Genomic DNA, 18,546 nt, shown 5'->3' on the forward strand with positions numbered 1-18,546 from the left:
TACACCGACACAGCGTCGTGGATGGTGTGGCTCGCGCACCTGGCACAGGCGGCGTCCGTGGGGTATCGGTTCGACTTCCGGCGCCGCGTGCACCGAACCCGTGTCGACTAGCAGGAGAACTCATGTCGAATCATCACGATCCACTGGCCCCGACCGTGCACACGGCCCACGTGTGGCTACGCGCCGTAGCGGACAGCCTCGACACCGACGATCGCCGGTTCGCCTTGCGGGCACTACGTGCGTGGTTGCACACAGTGCGCGATCGGATCGGCATCGACAGTTCGGCGCATCTGTCGGCGCAGCTGCCGGAACTGCTACGAGGTGTGTACTTCGAGAACTGGGTACCGAGCCGCCTGCCGGTACGGCACGGCCTGCGCGAATTCTGCGCGCAGTTCGCCCGGGAAGCCGGGATCGATCCCGCGGAGGTTCCCGGCGTGGCAGCGGCGGTGACCTACGCGCTGGACGCGAAGTTCTCCCCAGGGCTGCTGCCGCGCGTCTTCGCCACGATGCCGATCACGCTGTTCCGCCTTCTCTACGGGGCGACCTCCGACATCGCGGGCGAACTCGTTCTGCCCGAACTCGGTGTCGACGAGCGACCCGAACCCGATCGTCTGACGCGACTGGAACAGCACGTGACGACCCTGTCCGAGGCGGTCGTGGCGCTGTCGCACGGACTGGAGCAACTGCCCACAGACATCGACACCGCCACGCGGACCGCCGAAGCCGCTCGCCGCGCACATGATCTGCTGCTCGCCAGTGGATTCGGCGGCGCCGCGCCGGCCTGACGGCCACCGAGCGGAACGGGGACGTCGATGCCGACGACGCGAACACCTGACCTGTCGACATGGCCGCTGTGATGGCCGCGGTGACCGGCGGGTTCCTGATCGCGCCGGCACGCCAGGACACTCCTTCGCGTTCGTACTTGCCTGGCATGCGCGAAGGCAGAAGTCGAACCGCGCTGCGAGTACGACCTGACAGCGTTGCGGACAGTCGGCGTCACCGGCGCAGCGCTACCGGCGTCGATGTCACTGTGGGTGCGCGTTCGAGTCGGTCGACAGGTCGCTGCGTCCTCGATCAGCGGCGGCACCGACGTGGTCACGGCCTTCGCCGGGGCGTGCGGACCGTGCCTGGAAAGAAACTCGAACTCCCGCTCGAGAAAATGCTTCAGGGTGGATGGCCCGTGTTGGGCGACAAGGGCTATCAGGGTGCCCAGGGTGTGCTCACTCGCTACAAGGGTCGCGGGAAGCCGGATGCGCAGAAGATCGCCAACCTCGCCATGCTCGGCTTCGTGGGCGGGGCGAACCGCTCATAGGTGATGATGGAGGGGTGAGTATCGAGAGCGGTTCCACTGGTGTTCGGCCGAAACGCCGCAACGGTCCCCGGTTGCCACCGGAGGAGCGCAGAACACAGTTGCTCGATGCCGCACTGCGTGTCGTCGACAGCGAGGGCCTCGGGAATTTGACTATGCAGGCTGTCGCCAAGGAAGCCGGGGTCGCCAAACCGGTGCTGTACGCGATGTATCCCTCGGCGCCGGAATTGGTGGCGCATCTGCTGCACCGGGAACATTCGCGTGGCATGGGGCAGGTCTTCGCGGCTTTGCCGCGCGATCTGGCGGGATCGGACCCGGATCGAGAGTACGTCGCGGCCGTGATGGCATTTCTCGAGTCGGTCGCCGCGGCGCCGTCGAGCTGGCGCCTGATATTGCTGCCCAGCGAAGGGGCACCGGCCGATTACCGCGAACTGCTCGGTGCGGCCAGGGACAAACTGCTCGATCAATGTGTGGAGCTGTTGACCGCGGGTTTCGCCCTGCGGGGCGGGCCGCGCGATGTGGACGTGGAGCTGATCGCGACCGTGATGGTCGGTTTCACCGAGGTGCTCGGCAGGATGGTGCTGTCGGATCCGCAGCGTTTCCCGCCCGAACGACTGCGCGCGACGGTCCGGTCGATGGTGCGGACGTTGCCGTACGAGCCCGGCGGCGGAAATTCGGGCGACAGCGCGGGCCGCGCCGGGTTCGCCACGGTCGGTGAACACGCCGCCGATGCCCGCTGATCTGCTCACCACGAGGCGATGAGCAGATCGACGCCCGGCTACCGCAGGTCGAGGTCGGCGACGACGAGCGCGGGCCAGGCGATCACCTGGCCGACCGTCGAGAACACGCGGTCCACGCCGTGCAGATCGGTCAGATGATCCTGGTGTGTGATCAACCAGACCAGCCCGATCGCGAAATAGGGTATCCCGGCCGCGATGGCCAGGAACATCATCTGGCGGATGCTGAGACGGCGATCCATGAGATTTGCCACCACTGTGTCTCTTTCTTCTTCAGGCGATGTCGCCGAGTATCGGCTGGGATTCGATGAGGCCTTCGTCCGACGGCGCGAGACCTTTGCCCAGGACCCGGTTGCGCTGCTTGTCGCGCAGCGCGTGGTGCGCCTGCGCGGGGATGTCGTAGCCGTATTCGCGTTGCGCCCGTCGCGGTGTCGTCGTCACGGGGTTCTTCGGCGGTACGCCGAGCAGCATCGGCGCCGCCACCGGAACAGTCGTGGGGGAGATCAGTTGCAGTAGTAGCAGTTCGAGCCGGGTGTTCAGGCTGACCACCGTCATGGCCGCGCTCAGCCAGGGCACGACCAACGCGTCGAGCACCCGGCCGGTGGGTAGCCCGGCCATCTCGCGCATCCATCTCGGCATGGTGGCGAGGGTTCCGCGGCGCAGGAATGCGGCGACGAGTGTGAACATCGGCCGGAGGATCGGCGGCATCGGCGGCAGCATCACTTCGGCATCGAGGAGATGGTTCATCGCCTTCTTCGCGATATCGGACCCGATGAGCCGGGGTCGCATATATTCGAAGTACTCGGCGACACCTTCTCTGGTGCGTGGTATATCGTCCGGATCGCAGGTCTGTAACTCGGCCGCGCGGGCGCATTCATGCCAGTATTGTGTTTCGTCTGCCGCGGAGAGTTTGCCCGGGCCGAATCTCTCGTAGGCGATGAGCAGTGAATGCCAGGCGGTCAGATGAATCCATAATTGTGAATCGGGATCGTTGGCGTCGTACTGTTCGCCGGTCACCGGATCGATTCCGACCGCCTTGGAATGGATTTTGACCAGGATGTCCGCGGCGGCCACCGTCGCCTGGCTGCCCGCGAACATCACCATGGCGAAGTAGCGCAATGTGCGATCGTAGCGCGTGCGGGGGCGGGTGTAGATGGCGCTGGTCGCATCGACGGCCGCGATCAGGCGGGGGTCGAGTTCCTCGATGACGACGGCGCGTTGAAAGCCGATGGTCAATCCGGTCGGATAACTCCACACCTGCCATGCGACGGATTCGGGGCCGAAGAATCCGTAGTCCTCGGCCGGTGTCACCTCCGGTAGCGACAACCATGCGCGTAATGATGCCACGAGGCCCTCCTTGATTTTCGTGCGGCGACCGCCGCGGTGAATTGCGCGGTAAATTACTACGCGCGTGTAGTTTTCAAGTAAGACAATATCAGCCGGCACCGGCGAGCGCTATGGTCCATTTCTTTCGAGCGACCCGAACCGGGCCCGGGAATTCGTTCTTCAGGGGGCGAGCAGCGGTGTGCCGATCTCGCTGACCAACCAGCGGTCGTCGTTCTTACGCAGCGTCATGGTCACCGAGAGTTGTCCCGGCGCCGGCGTCCCGTTGGTGCCGAGGCTGGTGATGGTTTGATTGATGACGGCCACCGCTCGGGCAGTCGTCTCGTCGGCGGACTCGATGGCACAGGTGACGTTGCCGACCGTGGAGACGACCTGGCCCTGAGTGAGCACGTCGCGCAGATCCTTGCTGGTCGCCTCGAATTCGGTCTTCCAGTCGCCGGTGGCGCCCGCCAGTACGGCGGCGAAGTAGGTATCGAGGTCCGCGGCGTCGTAGTGGGCCAGGGTGGGCGCGTACGCGCAGGCTGCCCGCAACGCGGTGTCCCGGGCCTGCTCACGGGAGCGGATCCGCTGGTTGTCCGCGGCGAGCCACGACGCGAGGACGACCGCGCCGACCGTGATCACCGCGGCCGTGGGCAGCATCAGGCGGTGAAGGCGATGTCGCGGAGGTTCACCCGCCGGCTCGCTGGACTCGGTGCCGGGGTCGTCGGTGGTCGCTGGTCTCTGGTCGGTTGTCATTCGGTAGGTCCTCGACTCGATCGGAATCAGTTGGCGGGCAAGGGGACGGACAGTTCGTCGCCGGTGACGCCGGGCGGTGGCCCCGATCCGTTGTCGGGTCCGGCCGGGCGCGGCGCGTTGGCCGAACCCCGGATCTGTAGCTCGGGGTGGCTGGTCACGCAGTAGTTGTAGAGACGGGTGCGGCCGTCGGAGACCTCGGCGGGGGAGACGGGGATGGTGTCGTATTCGCAGGTCGGGCGCGGCCAGATGTCCGCCATGGTGTGAAAGGCGTTGTCGTGGGCCGGGATGCCGAGCGCGATCACCCCGGCGCGCAGCGCGGGGAAGAGCGCGGCCATGGCTGGTGTTCGCAGTCGAGCGGACCGGGTGATGGCGACGAAATTGGTCACCAGACTGGTCAGTGGGTCGCCGGTCTCGGTGAGAACGCCGCCCAGGATCTGTAGCCTGCCCGGCCCCTGCTCGAGCAGTTCACGGACTTCGTGGTCGGCCGCGCTGAGCTGGTCGAACAGCGCGCTCGAGCCGCGTACCAGCGTGGTGAGATCGGGCTGAGCGTGCGCGGTGGTGTCGGCGACGACGCGCAGATTGCGGATCAGTTCGGTGGTCTGCGGCAGCAGGCCGGTCAGGCCGGCCGTCGCCTGGCTCAGTCCGCTGATCACATCGCGCAGGACATCGGGACCGCCGCGCAGGGCGCGGTCGAGCTCGTCGACGATCACCGTGAGCCGGTCGGGGTTCATGCCTGCGATGAGGGACCCGGTGTTGTCCAGGAAGGAATCGATGGTGACCGGCGTGCTCACCGCCGCGGCGGGCACGATCGCGCCATCGAGGAGATAGGGCGCCTCGCCGGTGGCCGGCCGGAAATCGAGATACTGCTCACCCGCGGCCGACAGCCGCCCGACGGCGACCGGTGAACCGACCGGAATGCGTGTCGCGCCATCTATCTCGGCCTCGGCGCGCACGCCGTTCGCGTCGAGCCGAACAGCGCGAACGGTGCCGACCTCGACGCCACGTACTGTCACATTGCTGCTCGGCAGCAAGCCGCCGGAACTGTCGAGCTGGACCAGCACGGTGTAGGTGGTGCGCAATGGTCGCACGCCGACGACATCGATCGCGAGATAGCCGGATCCGAGGACGAGCATGCCGACCATGCCGAGCATGGCTGCCGCGGTCCTGTGGCGATCGGCTCTGCGCGCCAGATGAAGCAGGGCGGAGGCAGCGCGTTCGATCATCGGTGGCCTCCCTGCACGCGACCGAGCACCCGCGCGAGCACCTGGGACAGACTGCCGATGAACGCGGTGACGTCGGTGCCGTCGGGCAACCTGCTGCCCGCCACGTCGGTGAACGCTCCGATATCCAGATACGAGATGCGTGCCGCGACCGCGAGACTCGAGCCCCGCATGGACGCCCGCGCCGCCGGACCGATCGCGTTGAGCGTGTCCAAGGTGGTGGCCAAGTCGTCGCCCATCGCGGTGAATCCGGTCATCAATCGCTGCACGCTGTCGAACAGGCTGAGGAACTCCGGGCCGGTGGTGGTGGAGAAGTCGCCGAGCGCGGCGGTCACCGTGGACACCTGCGTGGTGAGATCACCGATGGCGCGGTTGTTCTCGGCGATCACGGCGATCAGCGCCGGGAAGGTGTCGGCCACCCGGCCGAGCTCGGCCTTGCCGGCGCTCAGCGTCGCGGTGAGTCCGTCGAGCCCGTGCAGGACCGCATCGATCTGCCCCGTACGCTGATTCAGTGCCGTCAGCGTCGCGGTGAGTTCGGTGAGCAGGTGCGCGAGCTGCGGCCCACGGCCGCCCACGATCGCGTTCAGCTCGGAGGCGATGCGGGCGACCTGGTTCATCGCGCCCCCGTCGAGCAGCATCGACAAGGCCGTCATGAGTTCTTCGGCCGAGGCGCCCGCCGAGGTGTGCGCACGATCGATGACGTCGCCTTCGGTGAGCATCGGCGCGCCGGGCCGGTGCTCAGGCAGGATCACGGCCACATGGATATCGCCGAGCGGGGTCGGCTGCCGGAGCTCGGCGCGGGTGCCCTCGGGCAACGCGATGTCGCCACGAATCTCGAGCTCGACATCGGCGAGGAAGTTCGTGGTCTCGATGCCGGTGACCACGCCCACGTCGGTGCCGCCGATCTTGACCCTGGCCCGTTCGGGGAGATTGAGCGCGTCGTCGAACACCGCGCGCACGTGGTAGGAAGGCCCGTCGACACCGGGCCGGGGCAAGGGGATGTCGTCGACGGTGACCGTGCAGGAGCTGACCGACAGCGCGGCCAGCGCGGTCACGACGAGGCGAGTCGTCGCGCTCATTCGGTGAGTCCGAGCAGTGCGGCGGTCAGCCCGAAGTCCGGACCGAAATCCATCAGTTTCCCCGTCCGGCAGCCGTCGGCGCGCAGGGCGGCGCGCGCGCACAGCAGCGACAAGGTCTCGTTGTCGAGCAGCGACTTGTCGGTGAGCAGATGCAGCCGCAGTACCCGGTGCTCCGTGCTGACCGCGCGGGCGAAGTTGTCGGCCATCAGCGGGGTCAGATCCACGATCTCGGTGAGTCCGCGGGCGTTGTCGCGCATCTGGCCGGTGATGGCGACCAGCCGGTTCACCGCGTCGGTGAGCGGCGCCCGGTTCTGCGCCAGCACGGTGGAGGTGTTGTCGACGAAGTCGTTCACCTGGGTCAGGACCGCGGCCAGGCCCGGGGCCTGCTCGGCGAGCAGCGCGACGAGCTCGGTGAGCCGGCCGCTGAAGTCCCGGACGGTCTGATCGTTGCCGGCGATGATCGTCGTGAGCTCGTTGAGCTCGACGATGGTGCGCGAGATCTGGTCGCGGTTGGCCAGCGACACCTCGAGCGTGCTGGACAGGGCGTCGAGGGTCTCGCGGATGCGGTCGCCGTTGCCGTCGAGCATCGGGAACAGCACCCGGCTCGCCATCGGGCCGTCGACGTCGTCGCCCTTCAGCGCCGCGCCGAGCTGTTCGAAGTTGCGCAGGATGCGGTCGAGTTCGACCGGTGTCCGCGTGCGGGCGAGCGGGATGTGGGCACCATCGGCCAGCGTCGGGCCCGCCCCGGTGTAGGCCGGGGTCAGCTCGACGTGGCGGTTGGTGATGAGCTGCGGGGAGACCAGCGCGGCCATCGCGTCCGCGGGGAGCGCGACGCCGGGATCGAGGGTCATGCCGACCTGGACGAAGGCGCCCTTGGGTTCGATCGCGTCGACCCGGCCGATCGGCACACCGAGCACCGCCACCTCGTTGCCGACGAAAAGCCCTGCGGCCCCCTCGAAGTCGGCGGTGATGTGGACGGCGTCGGGACGCAGCGACACCGGGATCGCCGAACACCCCGTGCCGATGCCGGTGATGATCACCAGCGCCAGGCAGTGCAGCACTCTGCGCATCATCGGCATCCTTCTACCGCTTCGGCCAGACACAGCCAGTTGTCGGGGAACAGCCAGGGCAGGTAGATGTCGCCGTAGGGGCCCTGGGCGAAGGGATTGTTGAACTGGCGGACCGCCACCGGCATCACCTGATACAGGGCGTCGAGGTTCTCGCGGTTCTTCTCCAGACCCTGGGACATCGTGTTCAGGCTCTGGATGAGCGGGCCGAGCCGTCCGCCGTCCTCGACGCCCATGTCCTGCAGGATCTTCGACGCGGCCGCGATGTTGTCGAGAAGCTCTCTGATCAGGTCGCGCCGCCGGACGACGGCGTCGCCGATCGCCTGGCCTCTGGTCAGCAACACCAGCACGCTGTTCTGGTTGTCGGCGATCAGGCCGGAAACCTGATCCATGCTGCGCAGCAGCTGGTCCACCTCGTCGCGCCGGGAGGCGATCACCGTGGCCAACGCGCCGACGCTGTCGAGCGCTTGCGCGGTGAGCCGCGGGGAATCGCCCAGCTGTGTGCTCACCGCGTCCAGGCTCGCGCGCAGCGCGTCGGGATCGATCCGTTCGAGGTGCTCGAAGGAGTTGCGATAGGTCGGGTCGTTCACGACCTTGGCGAGCGTGTAGGGAACGGACGTGGCCGCCAACGGGATTCGGGCATCGGGCAGCTCGCCGTCGGTTCCCGGATCCAGTTCGACGTGCATCTTGCCCAGGATGGTCGACATCTTGATCGCCGCCTTCGCGTCCCCGCCGACGGCGAGGTCGGACCGCACGCTCATCGTGACCAGGACCCGGTCGCGATCGAGCCCGACGGAGGTGACCGTCCCGACCTCGATTCCCGCCACATCGACGCTGTTGCCGACCCGCAGCCCGGCGGCCTGGGCGAACTCGGCGCGCACGGTCGCCTCGCCGAGATGCGCGCGCGAGAGCAGCCCGGAACCGATCACCAGCGCGAGCACCGTGACCCCGGCCGCGATCCCCAGCACGAAGTTGCGGTCACCGAGCGCGTCGCGCGCCGCAGTGCGCACGACGGCGACCAGGAGCTTGATCATCGACAGACCTCCGAATGCGCGTTGCCGCCGACCTGGGAGAACACGTCGCGCGGGAACAGCACGCCCCACAGCGAGACATCCAGGCGGCAGATGTAGGTGTTGACGTAGGTGCCGTTGCCCGAGATCCGCGCCAGTCCGGCCAGGACCAGAGGCAGTTCGATCGCGGCCTGGTCCAGCCGCGCGCCGTTGGCCAGCAGCAGACCGACGCCCGCGGTCGCCTGCTGCTGCGCCCGTGCCATTCCCGGCGCGACCCTGGCGATGAGGTCGGTGAGCTTCGTCGTCGATTCGGCGATTCCGGTGACGGCGCCGCTGAGCGCCGCGCCCTGTTCGTACAGCCCGGCGACCAGTGCCCTGGACTGGGTGATCAGGGTCTCGAGCTCACCGCTGCGGTGCGCCAGACCGGTGATGACGTCACTGAGGTTGCTGATCACCGACCCGAGGATCTCGTCGCGTTCGGAGAAGGTCGTCGCCAGCGCCGCGGCCTGGGTGATCAGCGCAGACAGTGACACGCCGTCGCCCTGCAGGGCTTGGACGAGGGTTTCCGACAGCGAGTTCACCTCGTCCGGTCGCAGCAGGCTGAACAGCGGCTCGAAGCCCGACAACATGGTCGAGACGTCGAAGGACGATTCCGTACGCTCGAGCGGGATCGCGCCGCCGGCGGGAAGCGGTTGCCCCGGCGACGCGCCGACCGCCAGAGCCACATAGCGTTGGCCGATCAGGTTCTGATAGCGGATCAGCGCCTTGGTCGTGGTGCTCAGACGCTGGCGCGCCTGCACCGACAGCGTGATCTGGGCATGCCGGCGATCGACCAGTTCGATCGAGTCGACCCGCCCGACGCGGACTCCGGCGATCCGGACGTCGTCACCGACGCGCAAACCGAGCACGTCGGTGAACGTCGCGGTGTAGCGGTGCGTGTCCCCGGCCACCGAACGTTGCAGGGTCGACCACATTGTGTAGGTCACGATCACCGACAGCGCGACGAAGAGCGCGAGTCCGAGATAGGTGGTGCGTGAGCGCATCTCAGGAGCCTCCGCCGGGTGTCGGTGTCACCGTCACGGTCGCGCCGGTGAGGACGGAGCCGAGCAGCAGCAGTTGGGTGGTGTTCGGTCGAGTGCCGAGGAACGCGGCCACCGCGGCAGGACCGGTCGTCGAGATCGGTCGAGGGCGCTCGCCCGGTGTGCCAGGACCGACGCTCGCCGGCGCGGTGAGGCCGGGAACCACCAGACCGGGTAGCGACAGTCCGGGGATGTTCGGCAGGTCGGGCAGGATCGGGAGCGTGGGCACGGCCGGGATCGGGGCCGGTCCCGCGGCGGCGAGCCACCCGGGAATCAACTGTGTGGGATAGGACTGTGGCGGTGGCGAATCGGGGACGGTGCCGGTGTCGCAGCGCGGCCCGGCATGGCTGCCGTAGCGCGGACAGTCGGCGGCGGTGTATTGCCGGAACGGCGTGAACGAGACGGTGACGTCCCACCGCATCTGTCGGCTCGGCCCCCAGTTGAAGACGGTGGCCAGGCGGGTCAGCGACTCGCCGAGAGCGACCACGGTGTCGGTTATCGCGGCGGGATCCGCCGCGAGCGCGCCGAAGGTCTCGTCCAATCCGACGACGAGGTCCTTGCCCGCGTCCGGGTTCCGGGCGAACAACGCCTGGGTCGCGTCGGTCGCCGTGCTCGCCGCGGTGAGCAGCTCGATCACCTGGCTACGTCGCGCGGTGATCGTCTGCGCCGCCTGCACCGACGCGCCGAGGGCATCGACCAGTTCGGGAGCCGACCGATTCACCGCCGAGGCGGCCGCACCGAGATCTCCGAGCAGGTCACCGATCCCGGGCAACGCCCTGACCTCGGTGATCCACTGATCGAGGCGTTCGATCGTGGAACCGGGCAGCCGGGCGTCGCCGTCGAGCGCCGCGGCCAGAGTGGCCAGGACCCTGGCGAGTTTCGCGGGCTGGATACGGTCGAGGACATCGCGCAGAGTCGTCAGGGTGGTCTGCAAGGCCACCGTGGGGCGGCTGGTGTCCTGGGCGATCACCGCTCCGGCGCGCAGCGGCGCTTCGGCCGGACCGTTGTCGACCAGTTCGATCGCGGTGACACCGAAGATATTGGCGGGCACGACACGCGCCGTCACCGAGGCCGGGATCGCCGTGGCGGCCGCGGGTTCCAGCGCGAGGCGCACGCGCTGGTCGAGTCCCTTCTCGGCGATCTCGACCTCGGTGACCATGCCGACCAGCAGCCCACGAAAGCGCACGTCCGCGCGAGCGGGCAGGCCGTCACCGGTGCTGGTCATCGCGGCGGTCACCGTGACGGTGTTCTCGAAATGACCGGCGTAGCGCAGGCCGAGCACCGCGACGACACCCGACAGGCTCATCGCCATCGCCACTCCAGCCAGGGCGAGCCTGCGGCGCGACCAGCCGCGCCCACTGGGATCCGGATACACGTGAGAACTTCCTATCCTGAGATGCGGATCCCGGAGTCGACGCCCCAGATCGCAAGGGTGAGAAATAGATTGAGGAAGACGACGACGATGATGGTCATCTTGATCGCCCGCCCGGCCGCGACCCCGACACCTTCGGGACCACCGGCGGCGACGTAGCCGTAGTGGCACTGGATGAAGGTGGCGACGAGGACGAACGCGACCGCCTTGAGCACGGAGTACACGATGTCGCCCGGGTCGAGGAACTGGTGGAAGTAGTGGTCGTAGGTGCCGATGCCGTTGCTGCCGAGTAAGAACGCGGTGATCTTCGTGGCGAGATACGCGGTGGCCATCCCGATGCTGTAGAGCGGCAGGATCGCCACCGCGGCGGCCAGCATGCGGGTGGTGATCAGGTAGGGGAGCGGGCGGATGGCCATCGATTCCAGCGCGTCGATCTCCTCGGCGATCCGCATCGAGCCGATCTGGGCGGTGAATCGGCAGCCGGCCTGGGCCGCGAAGGCAATGGTGGCCAGCAGCGGGGCGAGTTCCCTCGTGGTCGCGAAACCGGAGATCGCGCCGGTGAGCGGGCTCATCGTCAGCAGGTCCAGCGCGGTGTGTGATTCCATGCCGACGGTGATGCCGCCGAATCCACACAGAATCAGCACCACGCCGACCGTGCCGCCGCCCACCACCAGCGCGCCGTTGCCCCAGGTGACATCGATGATCAGCCGCGTGACCTCCCGGCGATAGTGCCGGAGCGCGAACGGGATCGCCAGCAACGCCTCGACGAAGACGAGGCCCTGGTGGCCGAGTCGCGCGTTGACTTCGGCCACCGAGGCGGCCGCGCGCAATGGGCGCAGCAGCGGTGGTGTGTAGCCGGCCATCTCAGATCACCTCGGCGGGGAACAGGGTGTTGTAGATCTGGGTGAGCGCGATATTGGCGGCGAAGAGCACGATCGCCGAACTGACCACCGCGGAGTTGACCGCGTTGGCGACCCCGCCGGGACCGCCCTTGGTGTTCAGTCCGCAATCACAGGCGATGATCGCGGTGAGCGCGCCGAACACCGCCGCCTTGACCAGGGCGACGACCAGGTCACCGGCGACGGCGAACGAGGCGAACGTGCTGATGTAGGAACCGGGCGTGCCGTCCTGGATGAAGATGTCGAACAGATACCCGGTGGCGAAGCCGACGAACACGACGAGCCCGCAGAGCAGCGTGCTCACCAGCACCGCGGCCAGCAGCCGCGGCGCGACCAGCCTGCGCACCGGGTCGACGCCCATCACCCGCATGGCGTCGATCTCCTCGCGGATCGTGCGGGAGCCCAGATCCGCACAGATCGAGGACCCGACCGCGCCCGCGATCATCAGCGAGGTGACCAGCGGAGCGCCCTGCCGGATGATGCCCAACCCGTTGACCGCGCCGATGAATGTGGTGGCGCCGACCTGGCTGACCAGGGAGCCGATCTGGATCGACACGATGGCGGCGATCGGAATCGCGACCAGGAGGGTCGGTGTGACTGAGACACTGGCCATGAACGCGCTCTGGCGGAGGAACTCCGCGTGCGGAAACCGGCGTCCGAGCAGTGACCGCGCCAACTCCTCGATCGCATGCCAGGCCATGGACACCTGCCGGCCCGCGGTCGCCACCGACTGGCGCGGATGGCGGCGCCACCAGTCGAGGCCGAATGTCACGATGACATCCAGATCTGTTGGTGTATCGACTGATACGGACTTCGGTACCGGCATCTCCACCCGTTCTCGACGCGGCCGCTGACCGTGTTCGACCTCCGCGGACCAAATATCTACGCAGCCGTAGAAAAATATCTACGCAACCGTAGTTAGCTGTCTGGGACTGTAGCAAGTTCTCGCCCCGCTGTCGTCGATTCGAGTCAGGATCGGCCGAAGAGGTCGGAATCGGCCGTGATGGCCGCCGCGCACTGCGCACCCTGCGAGTGGCAGGAATGCCGAGCCGCCGCTTTCGGTTCGCGCACGCGGGAGTCTGAGCGACCTGGGGCAGTCAGTCGGGGTGGTCGGCTTTCGCGCGTAGGTACCGTTGTTCGACTGTGTTGCCGGTGAGGTCGGCTGCTCGGTGGAAGAGCCGGGTCGCGGCGGCGTGGTCGCCGGTTTGCTGGAGAAGGTGTGCGCGAACAGCGTGTGCACGCTGTCGGGTGAGCGGATTGCGATCCAGGTGGTGACGTCGGTCGAGGTCGTCGAGTAGCGCCAGTCCGCGCGCGGGACCGTAGGCGCGGGCGACGGCCACGACCCGCGCGAGCTGAACGGGCGGGGTCGGGGTCAGGCGTTCGAGCCACAGATACAGCAGGGCGATCTGGGGCCAATCGGTGTCGCCCGGCTCGCCCGTGGCGTGCAGCGCGGCGATGGCGGCCTGGATCTGGTACGGACCCGCCGGTCCGTGGTTCCAGACACTGTCGATGAGGGCGGTGCCCTCCTCGATCAGGTCGTGGTCCCAGCCGGCGGGGTCCTGTTCGTCGAGGGGTACCAGTTCTCCTGCCTGCGTGCGGGCCGCGCGGCGGGATTCGGTGAGCAGCATCAGTGCGAGCAGGCCGGTCACCTCGGCGTCGCCGGGGGTGGTGTCGTGCAGCATGCGGGTCAGCCGGACAGCTTCGGCGGTGAGGTCCACCCGGACGAGTTCGCCGCCGGTGGTGGCGGTGTAGCCCTCGTTGAAGATCAGGTACAGCGCGCGCAGGACGGCGGCCAGGCGATGGTCGCGGTCGGTATCGGTCGGTGGGGTGAAGCGCGCCCCGGCTTTGGCGAGTTGTTGTTTGGCGCGGCTGATCCGAGTGCCCATGGTGGCTTCGGTCGTGCCGTAGGCGTGGGCGATCTCGGCGGTGGTGAGACCGCCGACCGCACGTAAGGTCAGGGCGACCTGGGCGGTGTGGCTCAGTGCGGGGTGACAACACAGCAACAGCAGGGTCAGGCTGTCGTCGACGTCGGGGTGGTGCGCGGTGCGCAGCGGCTCGGCCCGTGCCGCCGCGTCGATCTCGCGGCGGCGGCGGGCCTGCTCGGACCGCAGCATGTCGATCATCCGCCCGTAGGCGATGCGGATGAGGCGGCTGCGTGGGTTGTCCGGGATACCGTCCACCGGCCACGCGCGGGATGCGGTGAGCAGCGCTTCCTGGGTGGCGTCCTCGGCGATGTCGAAGCGTCCGAATCGGCGGACCAGAGCTCCGAGGACCTGCGGCGCTTCGGCGCGCAGCAGATCCTCGATCGTGGGGGTCACGCGGTGAAGTCCGCGCCCATGATCGGGCGGATCTCGATCGGTTCGCCCAGTGCCGCCACGAGGCGGGCGGTGATCTCGACAGCGCGCTCGTGGCCCGCGACATCGATGACGGCGAAGCTGGCCAGGACCTCCTTCAGTTCGGCGAAGGGTCCGTCGGTGGCGATCACACCGTCGGCGGTCTTGCGGACGGTGGTGCTCACCGCAGGGTGGCCCAAGCCCTCGGTGGCTACCAGTTCGCCGGAGGCGGTCAGTTCTTGCTCGAGCTTCTGATAGGTGGCGAAAGCGGCCAGCGCTTCCGGCGAGGGTGTGTCGGCGCTCTCGGCGTCCCAGTCGGTGGCGGGGGTGTAGCCGAGCAGTAGATATTTCATGGTCCGGCCTCTCGGTGGATGTTGTTGCGACGGTATCGCGCGGTGCTCGGTCAGGCGGTGCGACGCTGGGAGATCGCCAGCGTGGTGATCCAGGTGAACGCGATCAGTCCGTTGACCGCGATCTGGATGCTCATATGGTCGGGCGAGATCGGTACCAGCAGGGCGAGCCCGGCCACCGTGCTCGCCAGCGCGGGCCACACCGCCCGGCGACGGGCGCACCGCACGCCGAGCACGAGGGCTGCGACGGCCAGCGCGGTGAAAGCCACTGCGGCGGAAGCCGAATGGGCGATGCTGTGCCACGACATCTGCGCCACCGGCTCGTCGGGAGTTCCCGCCGGGAATCCGTTTTCGGGGTCCATGGTGAATGCCCCGGCCGCGATCATCCCCACTCCGAATATGCCGACCAGGATCGGCAGTGCCCGTCGGCCGAACCCGGTTCGCAAGGTGCGAGCCAGGCCGACGGCCAGCGCCGACGCGCCCGCGCCTGCGGTCACGAAGGTCGCGATCTGGATCCAGCCGAGGTCTCCGGTGGCGAGTTGACTGATCGGGTGCCGGGTGATGTCGAAGCCGTCGCGGGTGAGCATCTGCGGGATCACCGACGCGAAGAACAGCGGTCCGGCGGCAGCACCGGCGAGCAGTAGACGGTCGGACAACCGTCCTGTGGCGTGGGGGGTGCGGCGCGCGTCGGCCATGAGGGTCATCGCTATTTCCTTCCTCGATCGGGGAGCTTCGCTGCTACCTCGGAGTCGACCGTGATGCCTCGACACCGATCGAGAGTGATTCACATCACATCACCAGGTTGTCGAGGAGTGGACGGCGGCTCCGAGGTAGCGGCGAACGAACACCCCCTCACGAGGAGAACGAGATGCTCGAGACCCCACCGCAGCCCACTCCCGAACTGCGCGCACTGGATCGTTTGGTCGGCACCTGGCGAGTCACCGGTGGCGCGCAAGGCACGGTCCGATACGAATGGATGGTCGGCCGGTTCTTTCTGCTCCAGCACATCGATCTGGCCCAGGACGGCCTACCTGTCACCGGCATGGAAGTCATCGGCAACCTGCGCCCGTTCGGTGAACCGACGGGACCGGATGTCGTCTCGCGCTATTACGACTCCGTCGGGCGCAGCTTCGACTACGTCTACGAGTTGACCGGGGACACCCTCACCATCTGGGCAGGTGCCAAAGACAGTCCCGCCTATTACCGGGGCACCTTCGATTCGGCGGGGACCACGGTCACCGGCGAATGGGTGTATCCCGGTGGCGGCGGATACGCCTCCACGATGACCCGCGTCTGATCCGGCGTCGCCGAGCCGGGTCGCCGCCGGTGTGCCACGCCCCGCTCGGGGGAGCGGGGCGGGTGGGATCAGGCTGCGTCGGGCCGATAGTCGACACGGGCGACGGCGGGCGCGGACATGATCTGCACCGCCGCCGCGCCGTCGACTTCGACGTGCAGGAATCCGCCTTCGATCGCGACGCGCGCGTCGTCGACGACAGCGGTCGCCGCGCCGCGCCGGTCGAGCAGGGTGTAGCCCTCGACGAGTTCGATGCGGGTAGCGGTGCGCCATTTCCGGGTCATGGTTCGGTCCTCGGTGGGCGCGGCGGGCGGGAAGTCCAGCTCTGGTCGCGCGACATGGTTGAAGTAGTTGGACAGGACGTTGAGCGCGATGTGCCCGACGACCTCGCTCAGTTCGGCGTCCGTGACGCCGTGCGCGCGGACCTCGGCGAGCAGCGCGTCATCGATTCGGCCGCGTTCGTGCAGCACCTCGTGGGCGACGCGGAGCACGGCGTCGGTGCGCGGGTCCTCGGCGCGCGCCAGCCGGGTGTCGGCGATCTCTCGCTCCGAGAGCCCCATGCGGCCCGCGCGGAAGGTGTGCGCGGCGACGCAGTAGTCGCAGCCGTTGTCTGCGGCGACCAGCAGTGCGAGGCGCTCGCGAGTGCGCGCGTCGAGGGTGCCGCCGGCCAGTGCGGAATGCAGGGCGAGGTAGCCGCGCAGGGTGGCGGGGCTGTTGGCCAGCGCCGCATACAGATTCGGCACCCGACCCAGCTGGCGTTGCACGTCGGCCAGGAGGTCGGCCTGGTCGGCGTCGGCTTTTTCCGGGGTGACAAGGGGCAGTCGTGACATTGATCGACTCCAGATTCGCGTAGAACGGCACCGATCGGTACCGAAATCGAACGGTACTGATCACTACCGCCACGGTCAAGGTATTCGGTACCGATCAGTTCCGACCTGTTAGGGTGGGGCGATGGCGACCCGAGCCCGGCAGCGACTGCTGGCCACCGCGGACGAACTCTTCTATGCAGAGGGGATCCGCGCCGTCGGCTTGGAGCGGCTGCTGAGCGAGTCGGGCGTGGGAAGGGCCTCGTTCTACCGGCACTTCGAGAGCAAGGACGATCTGGTGGTCGCCGTGCTCTCCGGGCGGGACGAGCGATGGCTGACCTGGTTGCGCGAAGCGGTCGAGGCGGTAAAAGACCCGGCCGATCGTCCGCTCGCGGTATTCGACGCGCTGGCGCAGCGATTCACGCGCGAGGACTTTCGCGGGTGCGCGTTCATCAACACCATGGTCGAAGTGGCCGATCCCGACTCGCCTGCGCACCGGGTCGCCGATCGGCACAAGCGTCGCGTCATCGAGTATCTGGCCGAACTGCTGGCCGCTGCCGGCCGGTCCGATGCCGAGGAGCTGGCCGTGGAATTCGCGCTGCTCATCGACGGCGCCATCGTCACCGCGCTGCGCGAGGCTTCGCCCGCGGCCGCCGCGCGGGCGGGCCGGATCGCCGCACGGTTGCTCGACGGCTGACCGGGCGGAACACCGTGGACGCCGACCGCGTCCGAGCTCGGGGCGATTTCTTGGCTCGATCGCGCCCGATTCGGTCCGGCCCATCGACTCGGGCGGTACCAGGCCACGGCGAGACCGGCGGTATCGCCGGGCGTGCCCTCGGCCGGCGTCTGCAACTGGCCGGGTAGCAGCTGCGCCTCGTAGGTGCTGATCCGGCTGTCCGCCGGCGGGTGCGGGTCAGAGGGCGTTGATGCGGGCCAGCGCGTCGAAGGCCAGGTCGGCTGCCTGCCAGAGGGCGGAGATCTCCGTCCGTACCGCGGGGGCGAGGGCGGGGTTCTGTAGGGCGAGGCCGTTGCCGAAGATGACGGTATTGGCGCCGAGGTCGGCGGCGATGAGCAGTTGTTCGGTGGCGACGCCCGCGCCGAACAGTTGGTCGAGTCCCTCGCCGAGGAAGTAGAACCGCCACAGTGGCCCGAGATCGGCACTGTAGACGACGTCGGTGCGGTCGATGATCAGGTCACCGACGGCGGCGATGCCGGCGACAATCTCGAAGTAGTCCGGGGCGTTCTCGGGCCGGGAGCCGATCGCCGCGACCGAATACGCCAGATCGACGGTGAGGTGCGCGTTGTAGCCCGCCATCGCGGTGCGGGCCCTGGACACGGCGCAGTCCTTGGCGAGGGTGAAGTAGTGGGCCCAGTGTGGTTCGACAACCCCGCCGGTGAACTCGGCGTGCAGGTTGTCGAGGAACCGGCCGAGCAGCTCCGTGCTGATGGCGTGCGCGTACTCCCGGTCGATGAACGCGGCGGGGTCGCGCTGAAGCGGCATGACCGCCGCGTATTCGACGGTGTCGAGGCCGAGGGCGAACAGGCCGCGCAGATCCTTGTGCGCGACGAGGATCTCGGTGATCCGGTGGTGCCGGTCGACCGCGTCCTCGAGGCGGGCGAGACTGTCGGCGCCGGTCAGCGTCGCGGTGTCCGACAGTTCCACGATATCGGCGATATCGGCGGAGGACAGTGCCACACCGCATGCGGTGCCGCGCACGGCGGCGACGGCCGGTGCGGTGACGATCGCGGGCAGGGTCATGACGAGAGCCGCTGCGATGGTGGCTATTCCGCTCGATATACGCACCCGCTGATTCCACCACCCTGGAGTGAGAACCACCGAATACGACACGGGGGCGGGAGCGGGTGGTCGTGGACCGCGGCGGGGGAGTGACCGGGACGGCCGCGTTCGGGT

At 68.2% G+C, this 18,546-nt stretch carries 21 protein-coding genes; 5 read left to right on the forward strand and 16 right to left on the reverse strand.

Annotated elements, in window-relative coordinates; genetic code table 11:
* Nucleotides 1-122 precede the first annotated feature (122 nt).
* From ACFOW8_RS23315 to ACFOW8_RS23325, 3 genes are all read left to right on the forward strand, one after another.
* Nucleotides 123-785, forward strand: coding sequence for a DUF2267 domain-containing protein (locus ACFOW8_RS23315; RefSeq protein WP_378553572.1), 663 nt, complete (start codon nucleotides 123-125; stop codon nucleotides 783-785).
* 395 nt (nucleotides 786-1,180) lie between these two features.
* Complete coding sequence (locus ACFOW8_RS23320) at nucleotides 1,181-1,312, forward strand: hypothetical protein (RefSeq protein ID WP_378553573.1); 132 nt, start codon at nucleotides 1,181-1,183, stop codon at nucleotides 1,310-1,312.
* A gap of 14 nt (nucleotides 1,313-1,326) precedes the next feature.
* Nucleotides 1,327-2,049, forward strand: coding sequence for a TetR/AcrR family transcriptional regulator (locus ACFOW8_RS23325; RefSeq protein WP_378553575.1), 723 nt, complete (start codon nucleotides 1,327-1,329; stop codon nucleotides 2,047-2,049).
* 38 nt (nucleotides 2,050-2,087) lie between these two features.
* On the opposite strand, the gene ACFOW8_RS23330 is transcribed toward ACFOW8_RS23325, so the two are convergent.
* From ACFOW8_RS23330 to ACFOW8_RS23395, 14 genes are all read right to left on the reverse strand, one after another.
* Nucleotides 2,088-2,288: a hypothetical protein gene (locus ACFOW8_RS23330; protein WP_378553576.1), complete on the reverse strand. Its 201-nt coding sequence runs from the start codon at nucleotides 2,286-2,288 to the stop codon at nucleotides 2,088-2,090.
* A 31-nt stretch (nucleotides 2,289-2,319) separates the two neighbouring features.
* A complete protein-coding gene (locus ACFOW8_RS23335) occupies nucleotides 2,320-3,393 on the reverse strand; it encodes an oxygenase MpaB family protein (protein ID WP_378554649.1) in 1,074 nt (357 codons plus the stop codon).
* 159 nt (nucleotides 3,394-3,552) lie between these two features.
* A complete protein-coding gene (locus ACFOW8_RS23340) occupies nucleotides 3,553-4,125 on the reverse strand; it encodes a hypothetical protein (protein WP_378553577.1) in 573 nt (190 codons plus the stop codon).
* A 26-nt stretch (nucleotides 4,126-4,151) separates the two neighbouring features.
* On the reverse strand, nucleotides 4,152-5,348 hold the full coding sequence (locus ACFOW8_RS23345; protein ID WP_378553578.1) for an MCE family protein: 1,197 nt from the start codon (nucleotides 5,346-5,348) through the stop codon (nucleotides 4,152-4,154).
* Nucleotides 5,345-6,424, reverse strand: a complete 1,080-nt coding sequence (locus tag ACFOW8_RS23350; protein WP_378553579.1) for an MCE family protein — start codon at nucleotides 6,422-6,424, stop codon at nucleotides 5,345-5,347. The genes ACFOW8_RS23345 and ACFOW8_RS23350 overlap by 4 nt, the downstream gene beginning before the upstream one ends.
* Nucleotides 6,421-7,494 (reverse strand): MCE family protein, encoded by a 1,074-nt coding sequence (locus ACFOW8_RS23355; RefSeq protein ID WP_378553580.1) that lies wholly within the window; start codon nucleotides 7,492-7,494, stop codon nucleotides 6,421-6,423. Before ACFOW8_RS23355 ends, ACFOW8_RS23350 begins: the two co-directional genes overlap by 4 nt.
* Nucleotides 7,494-8,525 carry an MCE family protein gene (locus ACFOW8_RS23360; RefSeq protein ID WP_378553581.1) on the reverse strand — a complete coding sequence of 344 codons (1,032 nt, stop codon included), beginning with the start codon at nucleotides 8,523-8,525 and terminating at the stop codon, nucleotides 7,494-7,496. The genes ACFOW8_RS23355 and ACFOW8_RS23360 overlap by 1 nt, the downstream gene beginning before the upstream one ends.
* A complete protein-coding gene (locus ACFOW8_RS23365) occupies nucleotides 8,522-9,544 on the reverse strand; it encodes an MlaD family protein (RefSeq protein ID WP_378553582.1) in 1,023 nt (340 codons plus the stop codon). Before ACFOW8_RS23365 ends, ACFOW8_RS23360 begins: the two co-directional genes overlap by 4 nt.
* Nucleotide 9,545: 1 nt before the next feature.
* Nucleotides 9,546-10,955 (reverse strand): MlaD family protein, encoded by a 1,410-nt coding sequence (locus ACFOW8_RS23370; RefSeq protein WP_378553583.1) that lies wholly within the window; start codon nucleotides 10,953-10,955, stop codon nucleotides 9,546-9,548.
* Nucleotides 10,956-10,966: 11 nt separating this feature from the next.
* The gene (locus ACFOW8_RS23375; RefSeq protein ID WP_378553584.1) at nucleotides 10,967-11,815 is read right to left on the reverse strand and encodes an ABC transporter permease; all 849 of its coding nucleotides are present in this window, start codon (nucleotides 11,813-11,815) and stop codon (nucleotides 10,967-10,969) included.
* 1 nt (nucleotide 11,816) lies between these two features.
* On the reverse strand, nucleotides 11,817-12,677 hold the full coding sequence (locus tag ACFOW8_RS23380; RefSeq protein ID WP_378553585.1) for an MlaE family ABC transporter permease: 861 nt from the start codon (nucleotides 12,675-12,677) through the stop codon (nucleotides 11,817-11,819).
* Nucleotides 12,678-12,948: 271 nt separating this feature from the next.
* Nucleotides 12,949-14,169, reverse strand: coding sequence for an RNA polymerase sigma factor (locus ACFOW8_RS23385; RefSeq protein WP_378553586.1), 1,221 nt, complete (start codon nucleotides 14,167-14,169; stop codon nucleotides 12,949-12,951).
* Complete coding sequence (locus ACFOW8_RS23390) at nucleotides 14,166-14,537, reverse strand: YciI family protein (RefSeq protein WP_378553587.1); 372 nt, start codon at nucleotides 14,535-14,537, stop codon at nucleotides 14,166-14,168. Before ACFOW8_RS23390 ends, ACFOW8_RS23385 begins: the two co-directional genes overlap by 4 nt.
* Before the next feature lie 50 nt (nucleotides 14,538-14,587).
* On the reverse strand, nucleotides 14,588-15,238 hold the full coding sequence (locus ACFOW8_RS23395) for a DUF998 domain-containing protein (RefSeq protein ID WP_378553589.1): 651 nt from the start codon (nucleotides 15,236-15,238) through the stop codon (nucleotides 14,588-14,590).
* Between the two features lie 164 nt (nucleotides 15,239-15,402).
* Here ACFOW8_RS23395 and ACFOW8_RS23400 point away from each other — a divergent pair, with 164 nt between their 5' ends.
* Complete coding sequence (locus ACFOW8_RS23400) at nucleotides 15,403-15,831, forward strand: hypothetical protein (RefSeq protein WP_378553591.1); 429 nt, start codon at nucleotides 15,403-15,405, stop codon at nucleotides 15,829-15,831.
* Between the two features lie 68 nt (nucleotides 15,832-15,899).
* Here ACFOW8_RS23400 and ACFOW8_RS23405 read toward each other — a convergent pair whose 3' ends face one another.
* On the reverse strand, nucleotides 15,900-16,658 hold the full coding sequence (locus ACFOW8_RS23405; RefSeq protein WP_378553592.1) for a carboxymuconolactone decarboxylase family protein: 759 nt from the start codon (nucleotides 16,656-16,658) through the stop codon (nucleotides 15,900-15,902).
* 121 nt (nucleotides 16,659-16,779) lie between these two features.
* On the opposite strand from ACFOW8_RS23405, the gene ACFOW8_RS23410 reads away from it, so the two are divergent.
* The gene (locus tag ACFOW8_RS23410) at nucleotides 16,780-17,331 is read left to right on the forward strand and encodes a TetR/AcrR family transcriptional regulator (protein WP_378553593.1); all 552 of its coding nucleotides are present in this window, start codon (nucleotides 16,780-16,782) and stop codon (nucleotides 17,329-17,331) included.
* 216 nt (nucleotides 17,332-17,547) lie between these two features.
* Here the strand turns inward: ACFOW8_RS23410 and ACFOW8_RS23415 are convergent, their stop codons facing one another.
* Nucleotides 17,548-18,393 carry a DUF5995 family protein gene (locus tag ACFOW8_RS23415; RefSeq protein WP_378553594.1) on the reverse strand — a complete coding sequence of 282 codons (846 nt, stop codon included), beginning with the start codon at nucleotides 18,391-18,393 and terminating at the stop codon, nucleotides 17,548-17,550.
* Nucleotides 18,394-18,546: the final 153 nt, after the last annotated feature.

The organism is Nocardia rhizosphaerae (genome assembly GCF_042650365.1).
Classification (GTDB): Bacteria; Actinomycetota; Actinomycetes; order Mycobacteriales; family Mycobacteriaceae; genus Nocardia; species Nocardia rhizosphaerae.

Bases quoted from the DNA above. Each gene is read 5' to 3' on its own strand.
- ACFOW8_RS23380 (WP_378553585.1), bottom strand. From the start codon at position 12,677: ATGCCGGTACCGAAGTCCGTATCAGTCGATACACCAACAGATCTGGAT.
- ACFOW8_RS23340 (WP_378553577.1), bottom strand. From the start codon at position 4,125: ATGACAACCGACCAGAGACCAGCGACCACCGACGACCCCGGCACCGAG.
- ACFOW8_RS23390 (WP_378553587.1), bottom strand. From the start codon at position 14,537: ATGAAATATCTACTGCTCGGCTACACCCCCGCCACCGACTGGGACGCC.
- ACFOW8_RS23410 (WP_378553593.1), top strand. From the start codon at position 16,780: ATGGCGACCCGAGCCCGGCAGCGACTGCTGGCCACCGCGGACGAACTC.
- ACFOW8_RS23405 (WP_378553592.1), bottom strand. From the start codon at position 16,658: ATGTCACGACTGCCCCTTGTCACCCCGGAAAAAGCCGACGCCGACCAG.
- ACFOW8_RS23345 (WP_378553578.1), bottom strand. From the start codon at position 5,348: ATGATCGAACGCGCTGCCTCCGCCCTGCTTCATCTGGCGCGCAGAGCC.
- ACFOW8_RS23355 (WP_378553580.1), bottom strand. From the start codon at position 7,494: ATGCGCAGAGTGCTGCACTGCCTGGCGCTGGTGATCATCACCGGCATC.
- ACFOW8_RS23315 (WP_378553572.1), top strand. From the start codon at position 123: ATGTCGAATCATCACGATCCACTGGCCCCGACCGTGCACACGGCCCAC.
- ACFOW8_RS23375 (WP_378553584.1), bottom strand. From the start codon at position 11,815: ATGGCCGGCTACACACCACCGCTGCTGCGCCCATTGCGCGCGGCCGCC.
- ACFOW8_RS23365 (WP_378553582.1), bottom strand. From the start codon at position 9,544: ATGCGCTCACGCACCACCTATCTCGGACTCGCGCTCTTCGTCGCGCTG.
- ACFOW8_RS23400 (WP_378553591.1), top strand. From the start codon at position 15,403: ATGCTCGAGACCCCACCGCAGCCCACTCCCGAACTGCGCGCACTGGAT.
- ACFOW8_RS23350 (WP_378553579.1), bottom strand. From the start codon at position 6,424: ATGAGCGCGACGACTCGCCTCGTCGTGACCGCGCTGGCCGCGCTGTCG.
- ACFOW8_RS23415 (WP_378553594.1), bottom strand. From the start codon at position 18,393: ATGACCCTGCCCGCGATCGTCACCGCACCGGCCGTCGCCGCCGTGCGC.
- ACFOW8_RS23330 (WP_378553576.1), bottom strand. From the start codon at position 2,288: ATGGATCGCCGTCTCAGCATCCGCCAGATGATGTTCCTGGCCATCGCG.
- ACFOW8_RS23360 (WP_378553581.1), bottom strand. From the start codon at position 8,525: ATGATCAAGCTCCTGGTCGCCGTCGTGCGCACTGCGGCGCGCGACGCG.
- ACFOW8_RS23395 (WP_378553589.1), bottom strand. From the start codon at position 15,238: ATGACCCTCATGGCCGACGCGCGCCGCACCCCCCACGCCACAGGACGG.